Raw genomic sequence first — 3,241 nt, 5'->3', positions numbered from 1 at the left:
CTTATTTGCGGCCATAGCAACATCAGAGCAAAGGTTTGAAATATTGGACTGGTATCATTTGAAGGAACATCTTTACGCTGTTGGCGGTTCTTTGCGTCGTCTAGACAAGGCTAAAGATTTGCTATGGCAAGGTGATGTTGAGCAGGCTATTAACCTATTTGCAGGGTGTACATCCAAACGATTTATCAAATTTCTGGCTTATTTACGCAATCATCGTCATCCTATTCCTGAGTATGGTTATTTACAGAAACAGGGACTTACCATTGGCTCTGGCTCTGTGGAATCAACTATTAAGCAGATTGGTCGTCGGGTCAAGATTTCTGGCGCTCAGTGGCATAGAAACAATGTTGCTCAAGTTTTGAAACATCGTTGTGCTTATCTCAATGGCTATTTCTATTCTCCTAAGTATTTCTACTCAGCGCCTAACTGAGATGCTCCCTCTCGTCCCCTAGCGAGTAGGGGAGCACCTTGGTCAATGGCGATTGCCCACAGGCGCGCCAATGTGCAGGTTGGTGCAGGTGCTGGGGTTAGGAAGGTGTTATCGGTGACCACTTCCATATCGCGCACCATGCCCTGATTGGTGTAGTTATAACGGCGTAGGATGCCCAATGCCCCTTCACGCATGACGGAACGAGTGGTATTGGGTTCATACAAGGCAATCGTAATGGACTCATAAAACGCCTGATTACCCCCACCAGCACCCACAGGCGGGGCATCATCAGGGCGCGGTATCGTCCGCACAAACTGATAATCCACCTGTGGTTTGGGCGTATAGCTGGGTTGTAAGTCCAACGTGCCATCGGCACGCACCTGCAACGCCAAAAAAAAACTGACCTACTCCACGCATGCGCCCGCGAAATCCAGCACAGCGGGCGCATCGGCAATTGGGTCAAAATTGCGCGGGTCACGCACGGGGCGCGTTTCGGGTACATATGCGCCAATCGGCAGGGTGGGCTGAACCCCAAAGACAATCACCATGCCGACCAACACCATAAACCCTAGCCAAAGCACCACCAACGGCATCTTACTACTAGGAGTTAAATACGAATTTTTCGCTTTTTCAGTCACCTTTTAGCCTCTGGGCTGGCACTTTATGTCAAATTTATAGCGAAATGACGTGCCTTGAATACGAAAATTATAGCCATATTTATCATAGCCAATATTGGCAACCGCTTCCGCAGGCGCACCCTGCTCGATGGCGTATGCCCACAATGTTGCAAAATGACAAGTGGGCGCAGGGAGGGCGGTATAATCGCCACTGGCAATGTCATCCACGTCCTTGTCCATGCCCTGATTCACATAGGTGTAGGTGGTGCGAATGCCCCCGCTACTGCTTGAACTACGTCGCCATTGACCAGGTTCATACACGGCAATGTCAATCGGTTCGTGAAAGCTCTCGTTTGCGCCACCTGCGCCGATGGGTGGTGCATTGTCGGGGCGTGGCACAGGGCGCACGAACTCAAAATCCACCCGTGGCTTGGGGTGGTCATAGGCGGGTTGCAAGTCGAGCTTGCCATCTGAGCGCACCTGTTGGGCATTAAAGCCAATCAAGAGTGCTTCCCCATTTTCGCTGGCAAATGCCAACACGTTGACATATTCCACAATGGGGTCATAGTTGCGTGGGTTATTCACGACACGTGTGTTCGCCTTACCAAAGCCACTCTTGAACAGGGGCAGAGTGATGAATATCAACAGAGGTACGCCAATAATCAACGCACCGACCAAGGTATATAAACATCCCAGCCCACTGGTCGGTGAGGTGGGCATTCCTTTGGGTTTCTCATCTGCGTAACCCGCATCGTCATCGTGGGGCATAGGTATCCCTCTCCCTAGGTTTTTGGGGTGCAATCGGTGTTGAACTCATAGCGAAATGACGTGCCTGTGATGCCAAACTCATAGCCTTCTTCGTCGTATTCGATATTGGCAACCGCTTCCGCAGGCGCACCTTACCTTGCTCGGTTTCCAATCGATCGCGTCCCCTAGCGAGTAGGAGATGTGGAGTGTTAGAGGCATTAGTTCCTGTAGAAAATGTTTCCAATCGATCGCGTCCCCTAGCGAGTAGGAGAACCTTTACATTGATCGAGGAAAGCCGTCACAATGCGAGTTTCCAATCGATCGCGTCCCCTAGCGAGTAGGGGATACGTCTCCGAGGAGGCAGAAATATAGAGTATGATGGGTTTCCAATCGATCGCGTCCCCTAGCGAGTAGGGGAAGTATAAAACGAATCCAAGGAATATCCCAGACTGGCAACTTTGTTTCCAATCGATCGCGTCCCCTAGCGAGTAGGGGAAAGACGACAAGGTAAAACAATGACAATCAATGTAATGTTTCCAATCGATCGCGTCCCCTAGCGAGTAGGGGAGGTTTAAAAAGGTTTGCTCTCTCGCGCCTAAACCCAGTTTCCAATCGATCGCGTCCCCTAGCGAGTAGGGGAAATGCGATGCTAAGCAGTCTATTGTTAAACCTTACCGTTTCCAATCGATCGCGTCCCCTAGCGAGTAGGGGACATTACTAACAATTGGCTTACCCGCAATCTCCTTAGGTTTCCAATCGATCGCGTCCCCTAGCGAGTAGGGGACAATGGCCACACGCCAGACCGACTGATCCGAAAGGGTTTCCAATCGATCGCGTCCCCTAGCGAGTAGGGGAGGTTGCTACGCTTGAAGAAATTTAATTGTCTAAGCGAGTTTCCAATCGATCGCGTCCCCTAGCGAGTAGGGGATTTGAGAGATTAAATGATACTTTGGAGGGAGCAGAAAATGTTTCCAATCGATCGCGTCCCCTAGCGAGTAGGGGACGAGAGATGTCCTATTTAAGTCCGCAGATGAATACAGGTTTCCAATCGATCGCGTCCCCTAGCGAGTAGGGGAGACAGGACAAATTAGCGAAGCTGAAGGGATTGCCTTAAGTTTCCAATCGATCGCGTCCCCTAGCGAGTAGGGGATGCGATCGCTACAAAAAACATGGTTATCGATCTAGGTAAGTTTCCAATCGATCGCGTCCCCTAGCGAGTAGGGGAGAGACATGGGAAGATCGTCAGACAGGTGAACCTAGATCTAGTTTCCAATCGATCGCGTCCCCTAGCGAGTAGGGGACTTTCGATTTGCCAACATAGATAACGTTTCCTTCTGGTTTCCAATCGATCGCGTCCCCTAGCGAGTAGGGGAGAGCAGCCCTGATCTGGTACTACGAGGCGCACTACCTAAGTTTCCAATCGATCGCGTCCCCTCGCAAGTAGGGG

3 protein-coding genes, 1 pseudogene and 1 CRISPR repeat array are annotated in these 3,241 nt (G+C 50.7%); of the genes and pseudogenes, 1 reads left to right on the top strand and 3 read right to left on the bottom strand.

Annotated elements, in window-relative coordinates:
- A pseudogene (locus tag IM500_RS22255) lies at positions 1 to 430 on the top strand (ISKra4 family transposase); the annotation flags it as partial.
- Here IM500_RS22255 and IM500_RS22250 read toward each other — a convergent pair.
- The 3 genes from IM500_RS22250 to IM500_RS22240 all read right to left on the bottom strand — a co-directional run bounded on the left by IM500_RS22250 (position 412) and on the right by IM500_RS22240 (position 1,815).
- Positions 412 to 741 carry a hypothetical protein gene (locus IM500_RS22250; protein ID WP_287739547.1) on the bottom strand — a complete coding sequence of 110 codons (330 nt, stop codon included), beginning with the start codon at positions 739 to 741 and terminating at the stop codon, positions 412 to 414. The pseudogene IM500_RS22255 and the gene IM500_RS22250 overlap by 19 nt on opposite strands.
- A 93-nt stretch (positions 742 to 834) precedes the next feature.
- Positions 835 to 1,068, bottom strand: coding sequence for a hypothetical protein (locus IM500_RS22245; protein ID WP_286392367.1), 234 nt, complete (start codon positions 1,066 to 1,068; stop codon positions 835 to 837).
- 3 nt (positions 1,069 to 1,071) lie between these two features.
- On the bottom strand, positions 1,072 to 1,815 hold the full coding sequence (locus IM500_RS22240) for a hypothetical protein (protein WP_287739546.1): 744 nt from the start codon (positions 1,813 to 1,815) through the stop codon (positions 1,072 to 1,074).
- Positions 1,816 to 1,958: 143 nt separating this feature from the next.
- Positions 1,959 to 3,167: direct repeats of the CRISPR family, unit length 36 nt; unit sequence GTTTCCAATCGATCGCGTCCCCTAGCGAGTAGGGGA.
- Between the last annotated feature and the right edge of the window lie 74 nt (positions 3,168 to 3,241).

Source organism: Microcystis sp. M179S2 (genome assembly GCF_020245805.1).
GTDB lineage: Bacteria > Cyanobacteriota > Cyanobacteriia > Cyanobacteriales > Microcystaceae > Microcystis > Microcystis aeruginosa.
Note: the sequence above shows the minus strand (reverse complement) of the source record. Positions and strands in the feature narration are given on the sequence as shown.

What these genes read in the sequence shown, in the direction of transcription:
- IM500_RS22240 (WP_287739546.1), bottom strand. Translation starts at nt 1,815, where the DNA reads ATGCCCCACGATGACGATGCGGGTTACGCAGATGAGAAACCCAAAGGA.